The sequence below is a fragment of the Streptomyces sp. cg40 genome (assembly GCF_050320165.1).
In the GTDB taxonomy this organism is placed as follows: Bacteria; Actinomycetota; Actinomycetes; order Streptomycetales; family Streptomycetaceae; genus Streptomyces; species Streptomyces hokutonensis.
In genome coordinates, this window is record NZ_CP190128.1 from 3695582 (window position 1) to 3714636 (window position 19055).

General features: G+C 70.3%; 16 protein-coding genes. 9 read left to right on the plus strand and 7 right to left on the minus strand.

Translation table 11 applies throughout. The annotated features are described in order from the left end of the window. Positions 1-44: 44 nt before the first annotated feature. On the plus strand, positions 45-1037 hold the full coding sequence (locus ACQHII_RS16050) for a glycoside hydrolase family 6 protein (RefSeq protein WP_427919958.1): 993 nt from the start codon (positions 45-47) through the stop codon (positions 1035-1037). A gap of 38 nt (positions 1038-1075) precedes the next feature. On the opposite strand, the gene ACQHII_RS16055 is transcribed toward ACQHII_RS16050, so the two are convergent. Then, on the minus strand, positions 1076-3031 hold the full coding sequence (locus ACQHII_RS16055; protein ID WP_427919959.1) for a galactose oxidase-like domain-containing protein: 1956 nt from the start codon (positions 3029-3031) through the stop codon (positions 1076-1078). A 3-nt stretch (positions 3032-3034) separates the two neighbouring features. Then, positions 3035-4819, minus strand: coding sequence for a glycosyltransferase family 2 protein (locus ACQHII_RS16060; RefSeq protein WP_427919960.1), 1785 nt, complete (start codon positions 4817-4819; stop codon positions 3035-3037). A gap of 233 nt (positions 4820-5052) precedes the next feature. Here ACQHII_RS16060 and ACQHII_RS16065 point away from each other — a divergent pair, with 233 nt between their 5' ends. Continuing rightward, positions 5053-6021: a phosphotransferase enzyme family protein gene (locus ACQHII_RS16065; protein WP_427925322.1), complete on the plus strand. Its 969-nt coding sequence runs from the start codon at positions 5053-5055 to the stop codon at positions 6019-6021. Positions 6022-6029: 8 nt separating this feature from the next. Here ACQHII_RS16065 and ACQHII_RS16070 read toward each other — a convergent pair whose 3' ends face one another. Both ACQHII_RS16070 and ACQHII_RS16075 read right to left on the minus strand, forming a co-directional pair. Continuing rightward, entirely contained in the window at positions 6030-6323 is a 294-nt protein-coding gene (locus ACQHII_RS16070; RefSeq protein WP_427919961.1) for an MTH1187 family thiamine-binding protein, read from the minus strand. Beyond that, positions 6320-6670: a DUF3817 domain-containing protein gene (locus ACQHII_RS16075; RefSeq protein WP_427919962.1), complete on the minus strand. Its 351-nt coding sequence runs from the start codon at positions 6668-6670 to the stop codon at positions 6320-6322. The genes ACQHII_RS16070 and ACQHII_RS16075 overlap by 4 nt, the downstream gene beginning before the upstream one ends. Before the next feature lie 301 nt (positions 6671-6971). On the opposite strand from ACQHII_RS16075, the gene ACQHII_RS16080 reads away from it, so the two are divergent. From ACQHII_RS16080 to ACQHII_RS16095, 4 genes are all read left to right on the plus strand, one after another. Further along, entirely contained in the window at positions 6972-7604 is a 633-nt protein-coding gene (locus ACQHII_RS16080) for an AIM24 family protein (RefSeq protein WP_427925323.1), read from the plus strand. 1 nt (position 7605) lies between these two features. Next, complete coding sequence (locus ACQHII_RS16085) at positions 7606-8256, plus strand: AIM24 family protein (protein ID WP_019073147.1); 651 nt, start codon at positions 7606-7608, stop codon at positions 8254-8256. Continuing rightward, entirely contained in the window at positions 8253-9050 is a 798-nt protein-coding gene (locus ACQHII_RS16090) for an AIM24 family protein (protein ID WP_427919963.1), read from the plus strand. The genes ACQHII_RS16085 and ACQHII_RS16090 overlap by 4 nt, the downstream gene beginning before the upstream one ends. A gap of 92 nt (positions 9051-9142) precedes the next feature. Beyond that, a complete protein-coding gene (locus ACQHII_RS16095; RefSeq protein WP_427919964.1) occupies positions 9143-9619 on the plus strand; it encodes a MarR family winged helix-turn-helix transcriptional regulator in 477 nt (158 codons plus the stop codon). 77 nt (positions 9620-9696) lie between these two features. Here ACQHII_RS16095 and ACQHII_RS16100 read toward each other — a convergent pair whose 3' ends face one another. The 3 genes from ACQHII_RS16100 to ACQHII_RS16110 form a co-directional block, all read right to left on the minus strand. Further along, entirely contained in the window at positions 9697-10953 is a 1257-nt protein-coding gene (locus ACQHII_RS16100) for an MFS transporter (protein WP_427919965.1), read from the minus strand. A gap of 119 nt (positions 10954-11072) precedes the next feature. Further along, the gene (gene meaB / locus ACQHII_RS16105) at positions 11073-12029 is read right to left on the minus strand and encodes a methylmalonyl Co-A mutase-associated GTPase MeaB (protein ID WP_427925324.1); all 957 of its coding nucleotides are present in this window, start codon (positions 12027-12029) and stop codon (positions 11073-11075) included. Positions 12030-12073: 44 nt separating this feature from the next. Beyond that, entirely contained in the window at positions 12074-13276 is a 1203-nt protein-coding gene (locus tag ACQHII_RS16110) for an acetyl-CoA C-acetyltransferase (protein WP_427919966.1), read from the minus strand. Positions 13277-13425: 149 nt separating this feature from the next. Here ACQHII_RS16110 and mce point away from each other — a divergent pair, with 149 nt between their 5' ends. The 3 genes from mce (at position 13426) to ACQHII_RS16125 (ending at position 19053) form a co-directional block, all read left to right on the plus strand. Beyond that, complete coding sequence (gene mce / locus ACQHII_RS16115; protein WP_019073152.1) at positions 13426-13866, plus strand: methylmalonyl-CoA epimerase; 441 nt, start codon at positions 13426-13428, stop codon at positions 13864-13866. A 209-nt stretch (positions 13867-14075) separates the two neighbouring features. Further along, on the plus strand, positions 14076-17924 hold the full coding sequence (gene scy, locus ACQHII_RS16120; RefSeq protein WP_427919967.1) for a polarized growth protein Scy: 3849 nt from the start codon (positions 14076-14078) through the stop codon (positions 17922-17924). A 193-nt stretch (positions 17925-18117) separates the two neighbouring features. Next, the gene (locus tag ACQHII_RS16125) at positions 18118-19053 is read left to right on the plus strand and encodes a cellulose-binding protein (protein WP_019060749.1); all 936 of its coding nucleotides are present in this window, start codon (positions 18118-18120) and stop codon (positions 19051-19053) included. Positions 19054-19055 lie beyond the last annotated feature (2 nt).

Consider the following 19055-nt stretch of genomic DNA (forward strand, 5'->3'; position numbering starts at 1 on the left):
GCTGACGAATCGTCACTTAATGTCCCCTCGCGCAAGGGAGCGGCATGTCCCGGCTGATCCGCACGTTCGCGGTGGTCTCGGTGTTCGGGCTCGCGGTGGGCTGTTCGTCCGCCGCCGATGTCGACGAGGCCTCCGTCGCCGGTGCCCGGTCCAAGGATCCGGCGCACGCCACGTCCTTCTGGGTCGACCCGGCGAGCCCGGCGGCCGAGCAGATCCAGCTGTGGGAGCGGGAGGGGCGCAAGCAGGACGCCGCGCTGCTCAAGCGGATCGCCGACCAGCCGACCGCGCTGTGGCCGGCCGGTGAGCTCGATCCCGGCCCGGTGATCCGGGCGGCGACCGCGTCGGCGCGTCAGGAGGGGCGTACACCCGTCTTCGTGGCGTACGACATTCCGCACCGGGACTGCGGTCAGCACTCGGCGGGCGGGGCGGCGGACGCGGACGCCTACCGGGCCTGGATCGGGAAGTTCGCCGAGGCGCTGGGCGACTCCAAGGCGCTCGTCGTCCTCGAACCGGACGCCGTCGCGCACATGGTGGACGGGTGCACCCCGGGCGAGTACCAGGGCGAGCGGGAGCAGTTGCTCGGCGAGGCGGTCGTCCGGCTGAAGCAGCAGTCCGGTACGACGGTGTATCTCGACGCGGGCAATCCGGCCTGGATTCAGGACCCTTGGAAGCTGGTCGAGCCGTTGAAGCGCGCCGGGGTCGAGGAGGCCGACGGGTTCTCGCTCAACGTCTCCAACTTCCAGACGGACGACGTGACGAAGAAGTACGGCGTCCGGTTGTCGAAGGACCTCGGCGGCAAGCACTTCGTCGTCGACAGCAGCCGGAACGGCAACGGGCCGCTGGCCGGCGCCTGGTGCAACCCGCCGGGCCGGGGCCTGGGCACCCGCCCGACCACCGACACCGGCGAGCCCTCCCTGGACGCCTACCTCTGGATCAAGCGGCCCGGCGCCTCGGACGGCACCTGCGAGGGCGGTCCCGACGCCGGGCAGTGGTGGCCGGAGTACGCCTTGGAGCTGGCGCGCAACTCCAAGGCGTAGAAAGAGACTTCACGGGGGTCTGGGGGTGTCCCCCAGTGTCACAGCACTTGAATCCATTTCGCCTCTGACGGCGTGCCCTGTGCGTCCGTCACGAACAGCATGTACCAGCCGGGCGGCACCAGTGCCCGGTCGTTCGGTACGTCCACCGTCACCGACCTGCCGTCCTTGACCAGGCCCAGCTCGATGGAGCGCTGCTCGACGTCCGTCGTGTGCGTGACCGAACTCGGCCGCATCAGGCGGGCCTTGACTACCCGGTCGGGGTGCTCGGTGCGGAAGGTCGCCCGGTGGTGGCGGTCGAGGGTCTCCGGACCGTCCTGGAGTACGGGCCTGTTGGAGCCGTTCTTGTGCAGTGCGGGCGGGGTGAAGATCTCCATGCGCTGCTCGAAGTGGCCGAGTTTGGTGTTGGCCTGGTCGTCGAAGAGCGGGTCGGAGCCGAAGGTGACGACGCGGCCGTCGGGCAACAGCAGTGCCTCGGAGTGGTAGTTGCGGCCGACCATGGGGGCGGCGGCCTCGCGGAAGGCGTTGCCCTTCGGGTCGTAGAACTGTGCCTTGAAGATGTTGCTGGCGCTGCGGCCGCGGTAGTCGGAGGAGCCGTTGGTGGTGAAGACGGAGTCGTCCGGCATGATCACGCTGTTCAAGTACCGGGTGCCCTGGGGGAGGTTGGGGCCGTCCTTGAAGACCGGGCTGTCCTGCTTGAGGTCGACGACGGCCGTGCGCGGGGTCGACTTCTTGGACTCGCCGACGCCGCCGCCGCCGAGGATCATCACCTTCTGGTCCTGGGCGGGGGGCAGGAGCAGGGAGGACGAGGTCTCGGTCTCGTCGGGGTCGCGCAGGCCCGCCACCGTCGTGAACTTGTTGGTCTTCAGGTCCCAGATGCCGGGCTCGCGGCCCTTGTTGGCGGGTCCGTAGCCTGCGTTGGAGGCCGGGTAGAAGAGCTTGCCGCCCTTGGTGAGGAAGAGGGCCGGGTAGGTGGGGAAGTAACGCTTGGGGCCCGGGGTCCACTTCTTGGTCTTCGGGTCGTAGATCTCGTTGTCGCCCTGGTCGATGACGCCGACGTCGTCGAGCCCGGAGACGGCGAGGACGCGGCCGTCGTCGAGGCCTACGAGGGTCGGGTACCAGCGGGCCTTGTCCATCGGGTCGACGGCGATGTACCGCTCGGCCTTCGGGTCGAACTCGTAGGCGGCGCGGATGCCTTGGTAGTCCTGCTTGTCGAGGGTGATCTTCTCGGAGAGGCCGTACGTGTTGTTCGCGTCGATGCCCTTGAGGCCCACGATGTCGTACTGGGCCTGGTTCTCGGTGACCGACATCGGGCCCGCCTCGGTGGCCTCGACGAAGACGCGGACCTCGCTCGCGGTGACCTTGGTCTGCCAGGGCTGCATCACACCACGGGCGTTGTACGTGACCTTGAACTCGCGCTTGGCCTTGGGGACGGTGACGTCGAACCTGCTGACGTAGTCGACGCCGGCCGGTGAGCGGAAGACGGTGCCCTTCTTGAGGAACATGGGCTTGTTGGGGTTCTCGTTCTTCACGCGCATACCGCCGCCGGCCCGCTTGACCTCGCCGTCGAGGAGCTCGTAGCGGGCGGTGCCGCCGGCCACCAGCAGGTTGCCGCTGGGGAGTTGGCTGTGGCCGCCGCAGAAGAAGTCCACCGGGGTGGGGATCTTCTTGAAGGTGTTCGCCTTCGGGTCCCACAGGACGGTGTCGAAGGACCCGGCGTTGAACTTCTTCTGCTCGTTGCCGGAGCCCGCGACGATCAGGACCTTGCCGGTGTGCAGCAGCGAGGCGTGGATGGCGTTGGTGCGGTACTCCTTCGGGATGTCGATCTGGTCCCAGGAGCCGTACTTGGCCATGTAGTCGGGCCGCGTGATCTTGTACTCGTGGTACTGCTCACCGGCGAACTCGAGGGCGGCCGGGGCGTTGAGACCGGCCAGGACGGCGATGCCGCCGATGCCGAGGACGGTCTTCCTGGTCTTCTGGGACGGCTGGTACGCCATGGTCTAGTTGCCCCCTGTCGTGGTGCCGGAGACGGACGGGCCGGCCCCGGTGGTGGCGAGAGCGGGTTCGACGGTGTCGAGGGTGCGCGCGGCGCCGAGCAGCGCGTGCCGCTCCCGGCGCTCCTTGAGCAGCGAGCCGACCCAAATCCCCAGCGGCGCAAGGGAGATGACCATCGCGAGGACGGCCCAGGTGCGCATGGCCGCGTGGGTGTGGTCGAGGACGACGGAGGCGGCCAGCGAGGTCGCCAGGAGGATCGCCCAGAAGAGGTGGATGCGGAAGGTCATCACCCGGTCCGGGCTGGCGTCGCCGCCCTTGGGGGTGACGACGAACCGGCTGGGCCGGCGGATCAGCGCCTCGCCGAAGGACTTGAGGTAGATCGGCGCGGAGAGCGCCGACATCGCCATGCCCGCGAGACCGCCCGAGCCCTCGGGTTCGTGCGGGGAGACGTTGTGCCGCCGGTTCCAGAGGTACAGCCCGATCTGGAGAGCGGCCGCGTCGCTGTAGAGCATCAGCCACACGGACGCGGCGACCTGCGTGCCGGACGCCCCGAACCACAGGAACAGGAAGCAACTCAGGATGCCCAGCAGCCAGTTGACGGCCGTCATCGGGTAGTAGACGAGCATCATCGTGTACGAGAACAGCCGCCCGGGAGGCATCGTGAACGGCGCCTTCCAGTACTGCTTGATCAGCGTCTCGTACGTCCCGCGCGACCACCGCATCTGCTGGGTGAAGAAGTCGGTCCAGGAGGCCGGCCCCTCCCCCACCGCGAGCACGTCCGGGGTGTAGACGGAGCGCCAGTGCGTGCGGGTCAAGGGGTTGCGGTGCCGGTGGAGTTCGAAGCCGGTGGCCATGTCCTCGGTGATGGAGTCGTAGAGCCCGCCGATCTGCTTGACGGCGGCGATCCGTACGACGTTGTTGGTGCCGACGAACATGGGGGCGCGGTAGCGGTTGCCGGCGCGCTGGATCAGCGCGTGGAAGAGGAACTGCTGCGACTCGGCGGCCTTGGTGACGGGGTTGTGGTAGTTCCCGTACACCTGCGGCCCCACGACGAAGGCCACGTCCGGGTCGCGGAAGTAACCCATCATCCGCTCAAGGAAGTTGGGGAGCGGAACGTGGTCGGTGTCGACGGAGGCGAAGAACTCGTAGTCGCCGCCGTGCATCGCGATCCAGGCGTTGTAGTTCCCGTGCTTGGTACGGGCCTTGTGGACACCCTTGGGGCGGTTCCACTCGGGAACCCCGTGCCGGGTGAAGTGCCGTACGCCCAACTCGGCGCACAGCGCCTTGGCCTGCTCGTCGTCACCTTCGTCGAGGAGCCACACGTCCACGGGCCCGGTGTGGGTGACGTTGACCGCGCCTTCGAGGGTGGCGCGGACCATGGAGAGGGGTTCCTTGCCCGGGACGTACGTCGTGAGGAAGGCGACGCGGGTGCCGGGGGCGGGGACGACGGGGATGGGGTCGCGGGCGACCAGCGTGGCGTGGGCGACGGAGGCGACGTTGACGACCATGAACAGCTCGATGAGACCGATGGCTATCAGCATCGTGACGTCGAGCCCGACCATCCACTCCTGACCTCCCTCGCGCTCCACCCAGTGGGTGGGCCACACGAGGTAGACGAGCAGGGCGGCGGTCAGCACCGGGGCGAGGCTCATCAGGAGGACAGCGCGTATTCGGTGGGGCTCGCGCGAGAGGAGCGAGGTGTACTGCACCTGGTACGACGCACCGGACGGCTCGCTGAGCGGCCCGGCCAGTCGGCTGTAGGTGTCGTAGTCGTAGCCCTCCGGCCGCACAGCGCCCTCCAATGATTGAGGAGTGATCGACGCCCGGGGGACCGCCGGAACCGTTGCGCTCCGAAGATCGATCGGGCCGATACCCACACACAAGTGGAGAATTGAGGGCGTGTCGAACTGGGTGCGTCCAGGTGGGTGGGGGGTTGACCCCGGCGGCGGAACGGGCGGAGAAGCAGGTGGAGAGACGGCTCCGGGAGAATGCCGCGACGATCACCACTCCGAAGGGCACCCGCATGCACGACACCGCCGATCTCGTCGCCGAGACCTACGCGCTCGGCGCCGGACCGTGGACGATGACACCGGTCACCCGGGGCGCGCTCGGCCAGATCTGGAAGCTGTCCGGAGCCGGCACCTCCTGGGCGGTCAAGGAGCTCCTCTTCGGCTGCGACGAGGAACAGGTCCGCCGCGAGGCCGCGTTACGGCAGGCCGCCGAGCGGCTGGGCATCGCCTCGCCGCGGCTCATGCCCGACCAGCAGGGGGCGTACGTCTCCCGCCTCGCCTCCGGCTCCCCCGTCAAGCTGTACGACTGGGTCGACGGCACCCGCGCGGACGCCTCCGACCCGGAGGTCCTGGACTGGTTCGGGCGGACCATGGCCCTGCTGCACCGGGCGGGAGCGGGCGAGACCGAGCCGCCGAGCGGCTGGTACGAGCGGTGCCCGCGGGACGACGAGTGGGCGACGCTTCACGCTGAGGTCCGGCGGGCGGGGATGCCGTGGGCGGACGCGCTGGGACGGTTCATCGACACCTCCGCGCGGGAGCTGGCGCAGTGGGTGACGCCGTCCGGCCCCGGTGACGACCTGGTGACGTCCCACCTCGACCTGCAACCCCAGAACGTACTGGTCGGCCCCGGCGGTCCCGTCCTCCTCGACTGGGACAACGCCGGATCCGCTTCGGCGGAACGGGAGTTGGCCCGCGCCCTGTTCGTGTGGTCGGGCGGGAACGAGGGGGACGTCAAGGCCGGTGGCCGGGTGGCGCGGGCCTATCGCGATGCCGGCGGGACAGTGGTCGTACGGGGGCCGGGGTCGTTCTCGATGCTCTTCGCGACCGAGCTCAACTACGTGCGGGTGCAGGCGGAGTGCGCGGTCGACCCGACGGTGACCGCCGCCCAGCGGGAGTTCGCGAGCGGCCAGGTGTTCGCCGCGCTGGTCCGGGTGCCGGACCTGGCGGCGGTGTCGCGGTTGTGCGCGGCGCTGGAGGGGTGAGGGGTCGGCTAGTCCGCCAGGTGTCGCTCGACCGTCTCCACCTTGGAGGTGAGGCCGTCCGTCACTCCGGGGCGGATGTCCGCCTTGAGGACCACGGAGACGCGCGGGGCGCGGGCCTCCACCGCGGCGACCGCGCGCTTGACGACGTCCATGACCTGGTCCCAGTCACCTTCGATGGAGGTGAACATCGCGTCGGTGCGGTGGGGCAGGCCCGACTCACGGACCACGCGGACGGCGTCGGCGACGTACTCGCCGACCTCCTCGCCGACACCCAGGGGCGTCACGGAAAAGGCGACGATCATGCCTTCACCGCTCCCTGCTGCTCCTGGCGGGCGCGGGAGGCGATGAGCGCGTCCTCGGACTCGCGGCGGAGCTTGCGCTCGGCGAAGAAGCCGCCGGTGGGCAGGACGGAGAGGACGAAGTAGAGGGCGGCCTTCTTCGGGCCCCACTTGGTGCGGTTCCAGGCGTCGGCCCAGAAGAGGACGTAGAGGATGAAGAGGACGCCGTGGACCATGCCCATCACGGGCACCGCGTTGAAGTCCGTGGTCCGCTTCAGCACCGAGCAGACGAGCAGCAGGAGGAAGGACACGGCCTCGGGGGCCGACACCAGGCGGAGGCGGCGGATTGCGGTGGCGGTCTTGATGTCCACGGGTCACCTTCGGTGGGAGAGACGTCCACAGTTTGTGAACGCGAGCACAAACGTTCGTCCATTGTGGCAAACGGCGGAGCCGACGAAGACCGGGGGGTAGTGGAGTCGACGGCGGTTCGGTGGCGCCCTGAAGGGGCGCGGGCTGTGTTCGTCAGCGGCTCCGCCGCGGGGCGCGCCCGGCCACGACGGCGCGGCGGCCGACCGCGCCCGCGCGACACGCCCTAGGGGGCAGGTCAGGGTAGTTCTCCACCCACGGGCCCTGTCGGCTTTCGCACCCTACGGCTACCTTCGCACCGTGGCGATGTTTCGACTCCAGGGCAGCAAGGTGCTCGCCGTCGACATGACCGGGGACGCCGTGAAGGCGAAGAACGGCTCGATGGTCGCGTACGACGGACAGATGGCCTTCAAGAAGATGAGCGGCGGCGGTGAGGGCATCCGGGGGATGGTCACCCGGCGGCTCACCGGTGAGCAGATGACGGTGATGGAGGTGAGGGGGCAGGGCACCTGCTGGTTCGCGGACCGGGCCTCCGAGATCAACCTCGTGAACCTCCGGGGCGACAAGCTGTACGTCGAGTCGAGCAACCTGCTCGCGACCGACGCGGGGCTGAGAACGGGCACGACGTTCACGGGCCTGCGCGGCGCCTCGCAGGGCAACGGCCTGTTCACCACGACCGTCGAGGGTCACGGCCAGGCGGCGATCATGTCGGACGGCCCGGCGGTGGTGCTGCGGGTGAGCCGGCAGTACCCGCTGACCGTCGACCCCGGCGCGTACATCGCGCACCAGGGAAACCTGCACCAGTCCTTCCAGTCCGGTGTGACCTTCCGCACCTTCTTCGGGGAGGGCGGCGGCGAGGCCTTCCAGATCCGCTTCGAGGGGGACGGGCTCGTCTACGTCCAGCCCAGCGAGCGGAACACGATCGCGCGGGACGTGTGACATGACGTTCACGGAGATCAACTCGAAGATGATCCAGGCCACCGTCATGCCGGGTCAGCGGCTGTACAGCCAGCGCGGCGCGATGCTCGCCTACAAGGGCGACGTCTCCTTCACCCCGAACATCCAGGGCGGCCAGGGCGGCGTCATGTCGATGCTCGGCCGCCGGGTGGCCAACGAGGCCACGCCCCTGATGACCGTCGAGGGCAGCGGCACCGTGATGTTCGGGCACGGCGGCCACCACATCCAGATCATCGAGCTCACCGGAGACACCCTCTACGTGGAGGCCGACCGTCTCCTCGCCTTCGAGGGCACCCTCCAGCAGGGCACGATGTTCATGGGCTCGCAGGGCGGCGTCATGGGCATGGTCCGCGGCCAGGTCACCGGCCAGGGACTGTTCACGACCACCCTCCAGGGGCGGGGCGCGGTCGCCGTGATGGCCCACGGCGGGGTCTTCGAGGTGCCGATCACCCCCGGCAGACCCGTCCACGTCGACCCGCAGGCCTACGTCGCCCACCACGGCGACGTCCGCAACAAGCTGTCCACGGCGCTCGGTTGGCGCGACATGGTGGGCCGGGGCTCCGGCGAGGCGTTCCAGCTGGAGCTGAGCGGCAGCGGCGCGGTGTACGTCCAGGCGTCGGAGGAGAAGCTGTGAGCCAGTACGCGGGGTCCGGCCCCACGGTCTTCGACCCGATGACCCTGCCGGTCGACGACAACGTCAACAAGTACACCTTCTGCGTGGAGCTCAAGGGGAGCCAGTGGTTCCTGCAGAAGGGGAAGATGATCGCCTACTACGGCTCGATGGAGTTCAACGGCATCGGGCACGGGCGACTCGACCGGCTTGTCCGTACGTCCTTTCATTCGCCTCTGCACGCGAGCGACTGGGTCGTGGCGGACGGCTCGGGCAAGATGCTGCTCGCCGACCGGGCCTTCGACGTCAACGCGTACGACCTCGAAGACGCCAACATGACCATTCGCTCGGGCAACCTGCTCGCTTTTCAGCCAAGTCTCGCTCTCAAGCAGTCGATTGTTCCCGGCTTTCTGACACTCATCGGAACCGGCAAGATCGTGGCCGCCTCCAGCGGGCCGGTGGTGTTCGTGGAACCCCCGATCCGGGTCGACCCGCAGGCACTCGTCGGCTGGGCCGACTGCCCCTCCCCGTGCCATCACTACGACCACGCGTACATGACCGGTCTGATGGGCGGTCTACGTGCGATGACGGGCATCGGCGGGGCCTCCGGGGAGGAGCACCAGTTCGAGTTCGTCGGGGCGGGTACGGTGCTGCTCCAGTCCTCCGAGAATCTGATGCCCGAGCAGGCCACAGGGGTTGTGCCGCACGAGCCGGGGGTACCGGGTGGGGGCGGGGTGCGCACAGGGCCCTCACAGCAAGCGGGCGCACCGCGCCTTCCCGGACAGCTGGGGGATCTCCAGCGTCGCTTCGGGCTGTGAGCGGTAGTCTGCGGAGTGTGACGTCGAACGTGTGCGCGCCGTCACGCCACCCTCACTAGTTCGCCTTTCAACATTTTAGGTAGACTTCATTCATGGAGACCGAGACGGCCACGCGCTGGCTGACCGATGAGGAGCAGTGCGCCTGGCGCACCCACCTGGAGGTCAACAGGCTGCTGACGTACCAGCTCGAAAAGGACCTGCAGCCGTTCGGCCTGACGATGAACGACTACGAGATCCTGGTGAACCTCTCCGAGGCGGAGGACAAACGGCTGCGGATGAGCGACCTCGCCGCCGCCACGCTCCAGTCCAAGAGCCGCCTCTCGCACCAGATCACCCGCATGGAGAACGCGGACCTGGTACGCCGGGAGAACTGCGAGTCGGACCGCCGGGGACTGTACGCGGTACTCACCGAACACGGCCTGGAGACGATGCAGAAGGTCGCGCCCCACCATGTCGCCTCCGTACGGCGCCACTTCATCGACCTCGTGACACCCGAGGGCTTGTCGGAACTCTCCAAAACACTGAAGCCGATCGCGGAGCATCTGCGGGGGCAGCGGGGGCGTCCGTAACGGCAACTGATAGACGGGCGGCCGGAGTTCAAAGGAACTCCGGCCGCCTTGTCATCTCCGGTCGCTACAGCACGCCCTTAGGGGCGCGGGGCCGTGTCGATTGCGGCTCCGCCGCGCGGGCGCGACCAGCCACAACGGACCGGCAGACAAGACACAACCCCCGCAGCCCCCGCCACCACCCCGGCGATCACAAAACAAACCCCCACCGGAACCCGCCCGATCAGCAGCCCCGTCACCACCGATCCCCCCGAACTCCCCGCGTTCACCGCCGTGTTGACCCACGCCCCCGCCTGCGTCCGCACCTCGGGCGCGGCCACCTCGTCGGCGAGCAGATACGCGGTGGTCAGAGCCGGTGCGACAAAGAAGCCCGCGCACGCCACCGCCACGGTGAGTGACCACACCCCCGCCGCCAGCCCGGCCGCGGCCAGCGCCAGCCCCAGACCCAGCGCCGACAACGCCAGCCGTACCCGCGCGGCCCGACGCCAGTCGACCGCACCGTTCAGCAGGCCGCCCACCGCGCTGCCCGCCGACACCGCGGCCAGCACCCAGGGCACGACACCGTCGCCGTACCCCCGCTGTTCGGCGAACGCCATCACCAACAGGTAGACCGCGCTCAGCGCGAGCCCCATCCCGGCGGCCACGACGACCGGGCCGAGCAGCCCTCGGACCCTGGAGAGCTTCAATCCCCGCCCGGCGCCTGCCGGAACGCGCACCCCGGCCAGTGCGGGTGACGTGACGAAGGCGAGGGTCCCCACGCCGATCAACACCGCGCTGAGCAGGATCGCGGCGGCCGGCGGGGCGAAGGCCAGCACCGCGCCGACCACCAACGGGCCGATGACGTACAGGAGTTCCTCGGCGACGCCGTCGAGGGTGTACGCGCGCTGCAACAGGCCGCGGTCACGGACGATTTCGGCCCACACGGAGCGCATGGTGGGGCCAAGTGGGGGCGCGCACATGCCGGTTGGCGCAGCCACCGTGCCGAGCACCACCTCCGGTGTTCCGGGGCGCCAGGTCACCACCGCGAGGACGCACAGGAGGGTGCCGTGGAGCAGGGCCATGGGGAGCAGGGCGCGGCGTGGGCCGTGGCGGTCGACCAGGGCCGCGCGGAGGGGCATCAGGAGGACGGCCGTGGCGCCGAAGACGGCCATGACCGTGCCTGCCGCGGCGTAGGAGCCGGTGGAGTGGACGACCGCGAGCAGCACGGCCGGAGAGACCGTGCCGTAGGAGAACCGGCCGACGAGGGCGGCGGTGAACGTGCGGCGCGCGTACGGGACTTGGAGCACGGCGGCGTACGAAGGGTACGCCGGAGTCGGCGTGCGGGAAGGCGCGGACATGCGGATGTTCCTCAACTGGAGGCATGGGAAAGGGACGCCGGTGTGTTCGGCGCGCCCTATGCCATGAGGAGGAACATGTGGGTCAACGTAGCAGCGGCATCAGCGCGTTGACCATCGACTCAGCCCTCTGTGATGCCCGCGATCAGCTCGTCCGCCGCCCTGTACACATCCAACTCCCCCGCCACCACCCGTTCCACGAGCGCGCCGACCCGTCGGTCCCCGTGCAGGTCGCCGATCCGTGCCCGCAGTGCCGTGACCGCGATCGTCTCGATCTCGCGGGCCGCGCGGGCCGCCCTGCGTTCCGCGAGGACGCCGTGTTCCTCCATCCATGCGCGGTGCTTCTCCAGGGCTTCGACGACCTCGTCGATGCCCTCCGCGCGGGAGGCGACCGTCTTGACGATCGGGGGGCGCCAGTCGCCGGGGCCGCGGGACTCGCCGAGGCCGAGCATGTGGTTCAGCTCGCGGGCGGTCGCGTCGGCGCCGTCCCGGTCGGCCTTGTTGACGACGTAGACGTCGCCGATCTCCAGGATTCCGGCCTTCGCCGCCTGGATGCCGTCGCCCATGCCCGGGGCCAGCAGCACCACGCTGGTGTCGGCCTGGGAGGCGATCTCCACCTCCGACTGGCCGACCCCGACCGTCTCGACCAGGATCACCTCGCAGCCCGCCGCGTCGAGGACGCGGATCGCCTGCGGGGCCGACCAGGCGAGGCCGCCGAGGTGGCCGCGGGTGGCCATCGAGCGGATGTAGACGCCGGGGTCGGAGGAGTGGTCCGACATCCGGACCCGGTCGCCGAGCAGCGCGCCGCCCGAGAACGGCGAGGACGGGTCGACGGCCAGGACGCCGACCCGCCTGCCCTGCTTGCGGTACGCCGTGACCAGCGCGGACGTCGAGGTGGACTTGCCCACGCCCGGCGATCCCGTGAGGCCGACCACGTACGCCCCGCCGGTCAGCGGTGCGAGGGCCGCCATGACCTCCCTGAGCTGGGGGGACGCCCCCTCCACCAGGGAGATCAGCCGGGCCACGGCCCGCGGCCGGCCTTCCCTGGCCTGGGCCACCAGCGAGGCGACGTCCTGCATCACGGCTCCGTTCACTTGCGGATGGTGCGAGAAGGTACTGCCGCTCAGGCCTTGGGCACCCGCACGATCAGCGCGTCGCCCTGACCGCCGCCGCCGCACAGCGCCGCCGCGCCGACCCCGCCGCCGCGCCGCTTGAGCTCCAGGGCCAGGTGCAGGACCAGGCGGGCGCCGGACATGCCGATGGGGTGGCCCAGGGCGATGGCTCCGCCGTTGACGTTCACCTTTTCCGTGGACACCCCGAGGTCCTTCATTGACTGGACCGCGACGGCGGCGAAGGCCTCGTTGATCTCGATCAGGTCGAGGCTCTCGACCTCCAGGCCCTCCTTCTTCAGGGCGTGCAGGATCGCGTTGGACGGCTGGGACTGGAGCGAGTTGTCGGGTCCCGCCACATTGCCGTGGGCGCCGATCTCGGCGATCCACGCAAGGCCCAGCTCCTGCGCCTTGGTCTTGCTCATCACGACCACGGCCGCGGCGCCGTCCGAGATCTGCGAGGAGGTGCCGGCGGTGATCGTGCCGTCCTTGGTGAACGCGGGACGCAGCTTGCCGAGCGACTCGACCGTGGTCTCGGCGCGGATGCCCTCGTCCTTGCTGAAGACGACGGGCTCGCCCTTGCGCTGCGGGATCTCGATCGGGGTGATCTCGGCCTCGAAGACACCCTTCTGCTGCGCTGCCGCCGCCCGCTGGTGGGACAGCGCGGCGACCTCGTCCTGCTCGGGGCGCTGGATGCCGAGGCGCGTGTTGTGCTTCTCCGTCGACTCGCCCATGGCGATGTTCTCGAAGGCATCGGTCAGGCCGTCGTAGGCCATCGCGTCGAGCATCTCGATCGCGCCGTACTTGTATCCCTCGCGGGACTTGGGGAGCAGGTGGGGGGCGTTGGTCATCGACTCCTGGCCGCCCGCGACGATCACGTCGAACTCACCTGCACGGATGAGCTGGTCGGCGAGCGCGATGGCGTCGAGGCCCGAGAGACAGACCTTGTTGATGGTGAGCGCCGGGACGCTCATCGGGATGCCCGCCTTGACGGCGGCCTGGCGTGCCGGGATCTGCCCTGCCCCGGCCTGGAGCACCTGGCCCATGATCACGTACTGCACCTGGTCGCCACCGATACCCGCACGGTCGAGGGCGGCCTTGATCGCGAAGCCGCCGAGGTCGGCTCCGGAGAAGGTCTTCAGGGAGCCCAGCAACCGTCCCATGGGCGTCCGGGCGCCCGCGACGATCACCGAGGTCGTGCTGTTCGTTCCAGACATGAGGTGCGATCCCCTTCCAGCGTGTTTCAGCTGAGGAGTGAACGAGGGTTTACTTGAAATGTACTGAGCGGTAGACCACCCCGTCATCGGGCCGTCGGTGTGATCGCGCGCACGTTGCGTAACCACCCGGTGAGCGCTGCACTACATACATGCTGACGCGAATCGACCACATCGGGATCGCCTGCTTCGACCTCGACACCACAGTCGAGTTCTACCGGGCCACGTACGGCTTCGAGGTGTTCCACTCCGAGGTCAACGAGGAACAGGGCGTACGCGAGGCCATGTTGAAGATCAACAACACGGACGACGGCGGCGCCTCCTACCTCCAGCTCCTCGAACCCACCCGCGAGGACTCCGCCGTGGGAAAGTGGCTGGCGAAGAACGGGGAGGGGGTCCACCACATCGCCTTCGGTACGGCGGATGTCGACACGGACTCCGAGGACATCCGGGGCAAGGGCGTACGCGTTCTGTACGAGGAGCCCCGGCGCGGCTCCATGGGGTCACGGATCACGTTCCTGCACCCAAAGGATTGCCATGGCGTACTGACAGAACTGGTCACTTCGGCGCCTGTTGAGTCACCTGAGCACTGACCCTCGTACATATGGGCCGGTAGGGTTGGGGTCGGTCGTCGCTCGCAACCAGGGCAACGGCATGCCGGGGTCCGGTTTCGGGGGGCGAGCGTCGGGGCAGCAGCCCGTGCTCCGCCGTTGATCTGACACCATTCCCCGGGAGCACCGTTCGGCGGATGGACGGAGCTCGTTGGAGTAAACCGCGACCAGGGGACGGATGGGACCGCGCAGTGCGGGGCTACGAACGCCAGGAGCGAGAGCCGGCGGCTGACGTCGACCACCTCTCTCGGTTCGAGGCCGAGATGGAGCGGCTGAAGACCGAGCGGGAAAAGGCGATCCAGCATGCCGAGGACCTCGGCTACCAGGTCGAGGTGTTGCGCGCCAAGCTCCACGAGGCGCGCCGCACCCTCATGTCCCGCCCGGCATACGAGGGCGGCGACATCGGCTACCAGGCCGAGCAGATGCTCCGTAATGCCCAGATCCAGGCCGACCAGCTGCGCCAGGACGCCGAGCGGGAGCTCAGCCAGGCCCGCGCGCAGACCCAGCGCATCCTCCAGGAGCACGCGGAGAACGCGGCCCGCCTCCAGGCCGAGCTGCACCAGGAGGCCGTGACCCGGCGCCAGCAGCTCGACCAGGAACTGGGCGAGCGCCGACAGACCGTCGAGTCGCACGTCAACGAGAACGTGGCGTGGGCCGAGCAGCTGCGCGCCCGCTCCGAGGCACAGGCCCGCCGGCTCGTGGAGGAGTCCCGCGCCGAGGCCGAGCAGGCGCTGGCCGCCGCCCGCGCCGAGGCCGAGCGGGTCGCCGCCGAGGCCCGGCAGCGGCTGGAGATGGACGCCGAGGCGGCCCGCGGGGAGGCCGAGCAACTCCTGCGCCGCGCCCGCACGGACGCCGAACGCCTGCTGAACGCGGCCTCCAGCCAGGCCCAGGAAGCCACCGACCACGCCGAACAGCTGCGCAGCTCCACCGTCAACGAGTCGGACTCCGCCCGCCGGCAGGCCACCGAGCTGAGCCGGGCCGCCGAGCTGCGGATGGCGGAGGCCGAAACCTCACTGCGGGAAGCGCGCTTGGAGGCCGAGAAGGTCCTCACCGAGGCCAAGGACTCCGCCGCCAAGGCCCTCGCGAGCGCCGAGTCGGCCAACGAGCAGCGCACCCGGACCGCGAAGGAGCAGGTCGCCCGGCTGGTCACCGAGGCCACCAAGGAGGCCGAGACCACCAAGGCGGACGCCGATCAGATCGTCGCGGACGCCCAGGCCAAGGCCGAGAAGATCGTCGCGGAGGCCGAGGAGAACGCCCGCAGCCTCACCGCCGAGGAGACCGCCTCCCAGCTCGCGAAGGCCGCCCGGACCGCCGAGGACGTTCTCGACAAGGCGTCCGAGGAGGCCAAGAACACCACGAAGGCCGCCGCCGAGGAGGCCGAGCGGATCCGCTCCGAGGCGGAGGCCGAGGCCGACCGGCTGCGCGCCCAGGCGCACGACATCGCCGAGGGGCTCAAGGGCGCGGCGAAGGACGACACCAAGGAGTACCGCGCCAAGACGGTCGAGCTCCAGGAGGAGGCGCGCCGGCTGCGCGGCGAGGCCGAGCAGCTGCGCGCCGACGCGGTCGGCGAGGGCGAGCGGATCCGCGCCGAGGCCCGCCGCGAGGCCGTCCAGCAGATCGAGGAGGCGGCCAAGACCGCCGAGGAACTCCTCTCCAAGGCCCGCGTCGACGCCGACGAGCTGCGCCAGACCGCCACCACGGACAGCGAGAAGGTCCGCACCGAGGCCATCGAGCGCGCCACCACCCTGCGCCGGCAGGCCGAGGAGACCCTCGACCGCACCCGCAAGGAGGCCGAGCGGCACCGCGCGGAGGTCGTCGAGCAGTCCGAGGGCATCAAGGCGGACGCCGAACAGGCCGCGCGCGATCTGCGCGACGAGACCGAGCGGGCCATAGAGGCGCGCCGCGAGGAGGCCGCCGAGGGCCTGACGCGGCTGCACACCGAGACCGAGGAGCGGCTCGCCGCGGCCGAACAGGCCCTGACCGACGCCCGCGAGGAGGCCGAGCGGATCCGCCGCGAGGCCGCCGAGGAGACGGAGCGCCTGCGCGGCGAGGCCGCCGACCGCATCCGCTCGCTCCAGGCGCAGGCCGAGGCGGAGGCCGACCGGCTGCGCAACGAGGCCGCCGCCGACGCGTCCGCCTCCCGCGCCGAGGGCGAGTCCATCGCCGTACGGCTGCGGTCCGAGGCGTCCGCCGAGGCCGAGCGGCTGAAGACCGAGGCGCAGGACACCGCGGACCGGGTCCGCGCGGAGGCGCAGGCCGCCGCCGAGCGCCTCGCCATCGAGGCCTCGGAGACTCTGGCCGCTGCCCAGGAGGAGGCCGTACGACGACGTCGTGAGGCCGAGGAGCTGCTCGGGTCGGCCCGTGAGGAGGCCGGGCAGGAGCGCGAGCGGGCCCGGGAGCAGAGCGAGGAGCTGCTCGCCTCCGCCCGCAACCGGGTGGAGGAGGCGCAGGCCGAGGCGGTCCGGCTGGTCGAGGAGGCCGACCGGCGCGCCACCGAGATGGTGTCGGGCGCCGAGCAGCACGCCCAGCAGGTGCGGGAGTCGGTCGCCGGGCTGCACGAGCAGGCCCAGGAGGAGATCCAGGGGCTGCGGTCGGCCGCCGAGCATGTCGCGGACCGGGTCAGGCGCGAGGCGCAGGAGGAGGCGGACCGGGTCCGCGCCGACGCCTACAGCGAGCGGGAGCGGGCCACCGAGGACGCCAACCGCATCCGCCGGGTGGCCGGCGAGGAGACGGACGCCGCCAAGGCGCTCGCGGAGCGTACGGTCGCGGAGGCGATCGCGGAGGCCGAGCGGATGCGTTCGGAGTCCGCCGAGCACGTCCAGCGGGGGCGCACGGAGGCGGCGGACGCGATCGCGCAGGCCGACCAGGACGCGGCGCGGGCCCGGGCGGACGCCCGCGAGGACGCCAACCGGATCCGTTCGGACGCGGCGACACAGGCCGACACCCTCATCACCGAGGTGACGGCGGAGGCGGAGCGGCTCCAGACGGAGACGGCCACCGAGGCGGAGCGGGTGCGTTCGGAGGCCGTGGCCAAGGCCGAGAAGCTGATCTCGGACGCGACCGGGGACGCGGAGCGGCTGCGCGCCGAGGCCGCCGAGACGGTCGGGGCCGCGCAGCTGCACGCCGAGCGGACCCGGGCCGAGGCGGCGCGGCTGCGGGCGGACTCGGAGGCGGAGGCCGAGCGGGTCACCGCGGCGGCGCGCGAGGAGTCCGAGCGGACGCTGGACGAGGCCCGCAAGGAGGCCAACAAGCGCCGGTCGGACGTGGCCGAGCAGGTCGACACGCTCATCACGGAGACCGCGGCGGAGGCCGACAAGCTTCTCGGCGAGGCGCAGCAGCAGGCGCAGAAGACCACGGCGGACGCCGAGGCGCAGGCCGACTCCATGGTGGGCGCGGCCCGCAAGGAGGCGGACCGGCTGGTGTCCGAGGGCACCGTCGAGGGCAACTCCCGGGTGGAGCAGGCCCGTACGGACGCGGACGAGCTGCTGGTCGGCGCGCGCCGGGACGCCACCGCCATAAGGGAGCGGGCCGAGGAGCTGCGCGACCGCATCACGAGCGAGATCGAGAGTCTGCACGAGCGGGCCCGCCGTGAGTCCGCGGAGACGATGCGCTCGGCCGGCGACCGCTGCGACGCGCTCATCAAGGCGGCCGAGGAGCAGCTCGGCAAGGCTCAGGCGAAGGCCAAGGAGCTGGTCTCGGAGGCCAACTCCGAGGCGGGCAAGGTCCGTATCGCCGCGGTGAAGAAGGCGGAGGGTCTCCTCAAGGAGGCCGAGCAGAAGAAGTCCACGCTGATCCGTGAGGCCGAGGACCTGAAGGCGGAGGCGATCCGCGAGGCCCGGCGCACGGTGGAGGAGGGCAAGCGCGAACTCGACGTGCTGGTCCGCCGCCGCGAGGACATCAATGCCGAAATCTCCCGTGTCCAGGACGTCCTTGAGGCGTTGGAGTCTTTTGAGGCCCCGACGGCGGCGAAGGACGGCGCGGTCAAGGCCGGCGCCGCCGCGGGCGCAACTCGTTCGGGTGGCAAGTCGGTTGAAGGCTAGCCGAGGTTAAGAACCTGCTGTGAGGTTCGGGCGTTCTGGGGCCTTTGACCCGGTCTTTGGCAAGCGCTCGGACGGTTAGCCACTCAAAAGGGGTGTCATTCTCCAGATCAAACACGCATCCGCTCGATGACACACCGCTTCGGCCCCTAGGATTCCACCTATCACCTCACCGGTCTCATTCGACAGGAACCCCATGAGCGACACTTCCCCCTACGGCTTCGAGCTTGTGCGGCGTGGGTACGACCGCGCTCAGGTGGACGAACGCATCTCGAAGCTCGTCTCCGACCGTGACAGCGCTCTGGCTCGTATCACTGCTCTTGAAAAGCGCATCGAGGAGCTCCACCTCGAAACGCAGAACGCCGCGGCCCAGGTAAGCGACGCCGAGCCGTCGTACGCCGGCCTCGGCGCGCGGGTCGAGAAGATCCTCCGCCTCGCCGAGGAAGAGGCCAAGGATCTGCGCGAGGAGGCCCGGCGCGCGGCCGAGCAGCACCGCGAACTCGCGGAGTCCGCTGCCCAGCAGGTCCGCAACGACGCAGAATCGTTCGCTGCGGAGCGCAAGGCCAAGGCGGAGGACGAGGGCGTCCGGATCGTCGAGAAGGCCAAGAGCGACTCCGCGCAGCTGCGTGGCGAGGCCCAGAAGGACGCCCAGCAGAAGCGTGAGGAGGCCGACGCCCTCTTCGAGGAGACCCGCGCCAAGGCCGCCCAGGCCGCCGCGGACTTCGAGACGAACCTCGCCAAGCGCCGCGAGCAGTCCGAGCGCGACCTGGCGTCCCGTCAGCAGAAGGCGGAGAAGCGTCTCGCGGAGATCGAGCACCGCGCGGAGCAGCTCCGGCTGGAGGCCGAGAAGCTGCGCACGGACGCCGAGCGCCGCGCCCGCCAGACGGTGGAGACGGCCCAGCGCCAGGCCGAGGACATCGTGGCCGACGCGAACGCCAAGGCCGACCGCATCCGTTCGGAGTCCGAGCGCGAGCTGGCCGCCCTCACCAACCGCCGCGACAGCATCAACGCGCAGCTGACGAACGTGCGCGAGATGCTCGCCACGCTCACCGGCGCCGCCGTGGCCGCCGCGAGCTCTCCGGTCGAGGACGAGCCCATCTCCCGTGGGGTTCCGGCTCAGCAGTCCCGGTAGTC